Annotated in this window: 2 protein-coding genes; both read left to right on the top strand. The window is 51.8% G+C overall.

The window, feature by feature from the left end; all coding sequences use genetic code 11:
• Positions 1–962: 962 nt before the first annotated feature.
• Positions 963–3,041 carry a glycosyltransferase gene (locus tag SYN63AY4M2_RS02670; protein ID WP_099887185.1) on the top strand — a complete coding sequence of 693 codons (2,079 nt, stop codon included), beginning with the start codon at positions 963–965 and terminating at the stop codon, positions 3,039–3,041.
• Between the two features lie 29 nt (positions 3,042–3,070).
• The coding region (locus tag SYN63AY4M2_RS02665) for a glycosyltransferase (protein ID WP_143597419.1) at positions 3,071–3,879 on the top strand (809 nt) is incomplete at its 3' end.

The raw sequence follows: 3,879 nt of genomic DNA, 5'->3' as shown, positions 1-3,879 counted from the left end.
CAGGACTTGGGTCATGGTTCTATCATAACTTCCGCATTCCTCCCGACACTGACCCTACGGGTACAGTGCGGGGCTCCTGCGATTTCTAGCTGAAGCAGACAGGTACGGTAGTCCGTGAGTTCAGTCCAGAAACAAACGCCAATCTGGGTCTCTGGGAAACATTGACCGAGATCTGCCAAAAGGGCAGGAATGGGGCCTTCTAGGAGTAGAACCCGTTCTTCTAATCCCAACTGAGAAATTTGGGTTTGGATATCTTCTGTGCTGATTGACTTTTCGGATGAGCTCTGTAGGGGATTCCGTAGAATCACTGCTAACTTTTCAGGATAGCGAAGCATTGCCTGCAAAACAGCTGCGGACTCTTCCCAGCCAATCTGGCAGAAGATTTGCTGGCTAGGAAGGCAGGCTAAAGCCCAATCTAAGAGCTGGGTGAGACTCTGAGCTTGCTCCAGTTCTAGGAGAAGATCCTGAGCAAGGTCTTGGCAATCCATGGGGAGGGATCCCTGACGTCTGCTCTAGCTTAATGTACCCGGATCCACCCCCAGTTCTCACAACTTTTAGGCCAGGCGCTCAGCCCTTTGCTGCTCCAGTTCAGCCTTGGCAGGCATCAGTTCCCCAGCGGCAGTGGCCCACAGAATCCAGGTGGCCTCCTACCCTCCCACTTCGCTGGGTACAGCCTCAAAACCTCGCTCGGCATGGGTGGTGGAGATGAGCAAGTCCATCTGGCACGTGTGCCGCTAGCTTTCCATGGGTGTGCCATTGTCGTAGGAGAGCTCGTCTTGGGTAGGGGCCATCCAGGCAGGTAAACTGGATTCGGCTCTTGCAGACAGGGATCCATGGGGTTGCTTATAACCTATGCTCGGCTTATCGTTTTCCAGGGCAACAGAGATCCCTTGTTGTTGTGTCCAATCCTAGTAGCCTGTAGGATCTAGAAGAACCTGACGCTCAACTTGGGGAGTCGAGAAATGCAAGACATCAAGGCCAATGCTCCGCGAATTCTCCTCAATTGGCCAACTCCGCCAGACTATATCCCGCCCCCTCAGCTTTCACATCGGCAGGTCAGTCTTTGCCCCAAGAGGAGAGCCAAGGGCTTTGGACTAAACTTTGTCAATCTCTCTAAGGAATTGGTGGAGTGCCCAGAGGGAGACTATGACCTCTATGACTTTGTGCAGCAGTCTGAGCAAATTACAAATAAGGAGTTTGACCTAGTTGTTGTTTGGACTTCGAGCTTCGACTACAGCAATCCTCTTAATACCAAAAAGTTTGGCTGTCCAACTGTTTTACTGGCTGGAGACACCCACCACTGGAAATTCCCCATCAACCATCTGTTGACCTACTGGATCACCGAAGGCTTCGACTATGTAGCTACTGCCTACAACCGCCAGCATTTGCACTGGTTTGCTGCAGCGGGTGTGGAAAACCTGGCCTGGTTGCCTCTCATCTCCTTGCACACTGTCAGCCACGAGTGGGTGGAAACTCGAGAAAATCAAGTTGTCTTCATTGGACAGAAAGGATCCCGCCATCCTAGGCGCTCCCGGCTGGTTCAAGCCATAAAGAATGCAGATTTGCCCATCCTCATCAAAACAGCCAACCGCCAAGAGGCAGCCAAATGGTTTGCCCATTCTCTGATTTCCTTTAACTGCAGCCAAAATGGGGATCTGAACTTAAGGAACCTGGAAGTGATTTCTGCAGGGGGCTTTCTGCTTACTGACCAGCTCTCCTTCGCCTCAGGATTGGACGAACTTTTGGCGCCCGGCACCTACTGCGACACCTACAACTCCGAAGCCGAACTCCTGGAAAAAGTTCGCTACTACCTAGACCATCCCCAGGAGGCCATTCAAATTGCCCGCCGCGCTTACCACACCTTTGATGAAAAGTGGCATCCCCGCCACCGCATTCAGAACCTGCTGGACTGGGTGTTTGGGGGAGAGCTGCCGGAGCCCTTTCGTTACTCGCCCCGCTCTGATGTGCGCTACTTTGTCAGCACGGCCAGCTCTGCCTGGATAGACACACGACTAGGAATCTACGAGCCCATTCAAGAGCTGCATCGCGTGCAGGAGCGACTGAGGGTATTTGTTGGCCGAGGCTGTCCTGGGGTGATAGCCGCGGACTTGCTGGACTTGCCGCGGCTGGAGCTGTACGTGGAAGAGGGGTTTGGGGATCCCTGTGGTCTGCTGCAGCAGAAGGGAGTGCCCGAGCGAGTTCATGAGGTGAAAGGGGAGCCAGCCAGTTGGCCTAGTTTTGATGCTGTGGTGTGCACAGCTGAGGACTTGCAGCGGCTGGGGCGGCCTTTGAGAACCAGCTTTGCTTTCATCCTGGGAAAAGACACCCAGCTCCTCTTTGCCAATGCGGGAAACATAACAGAAACTTTTCTCATTGACTTAATCCAAAAGGGCAGCTCTGCTCCGTCAGCTTGGTTGCGGGGGTACGAAGGCGTCGAGTACGAAGGAACGGTGGCCAGACTTAGTCGAGTCTATCAGTCTGCTGTTTCTGTTCTTTCTGATGTCAGGGTTGTCGTGGATGTGAGAGCGGGGGTGGGCGTGGCCAGCGCTTGTTTCAGAACTCTTCACCCTGAGGCGGCTATTCACTGTTTCGAGGTGGATCCCTTGGCCTTGCACCTGCTGCAGCAGAATGCTCTTGGCCTGGGCAACTGCTTTGTGCATTCGGTGGGGCTGGCGGGGCAGAATAGCTGCAGAACTTGTCGCCTCTGGCCGGAGGATCCTCAGGCCGAGTGGGGAGTGGAGCAGCTGCTCCCTTTCCGGGAAGCCAGGGCAGCCCTCAAGGAGTTGGGTTTGGAGCCCATCGATGTGCTCAGGGTGGCTACAGGTGGAGATGAGGTGGAGGTGTTGACCAGCTTGCAAGAGCAGCTCAAAGACATCAAGGTGATTTACGTGGAGTTTACTTCTGAGCAAGACCGCAAGCGGATTGACCAGATGCTGGATCCCTCTCATCTCCTCTGGCAGGGGGAGATTTCTCAAGGTAACTACGGGTGCTTATGTTATCTGAATAGATGCATATTCTACGAAAGCAGTGGTAATCTTTAGAAGGCAATCTTTAGGAAGCTCTGAGACTGATGAATCCTCGAGTTCTACTAGTTTGGACGACTCCACCTGATTATGTCCCACCTCTCACTCTTTCAGAGCGTCAAGTAACTCTATGTCCGAAAGGAAAGGTTAGAAGACAGATATTCGATTTTTTTAGTGTTCCAAAAAGCTTAGTTGAGTGTCCTGACAAAGACTTTGACCTCTATGAATTTGTCCAGCATTCAGATCAAGTCGAAGACAAAGAATTTGACTTGGTGATTGTCTGGACATCGAGTGTTGATCTGACTAGTCCTTTCAACACGAAAAAATTTGGCTGCCCAACTGTCTTGCTAGCCGGAGATACGCATCATCATGTGCTCCCTATCACCCACCTTCTAACTTACTGGGCCACTGAAGCCTTTGATTATATTGCCACCGCCTATGACCGACAGCACCTCCACTGGTTCGCAGCAGCAGGAGTTCAAAGGCTAGCTTGGCTGCCTTTCATTCCCGCTTGTCTCACCAGCTCCAGTTGGATAGAAAAGAAAGAAATTAGAGTTGCGTTTGTGGGTAACCTTAATTTTAACTCTTATCATTACAGACGTCTTAAGTTGATCATGTCCTTGAAAAAACTGGGTCTACCTCTACTTATAAAGACTCGAGTCCACAATCCTCAACTAATATTTGGTGGCTCGTTAATCTCTTTCAACTGCAGCCAAAATGGGGATCTGAACTTAAGGAACTTGGAAGTGATTTCCGCGGGGGGCTTTCTGCTTACTGACCAGCTCTCCTTCGCCTCAGGATTGGACGAACTTTTGGCGACCGGCACCTACTGCGACACCTACAACTCCGAAGCCCA

It is taken from the genome of Synechococcus sp. 63AY4M2 (assembly GCF_002760475.1).
Lineage (GTDB): Bacteria > Cyanobacteriota > Cyanobacteriia > Thermostichales > Thermostichaceae > Thermostichus.
This window is presented reverse-complemented; position numbering and strand designations above follow the sequence as displayed.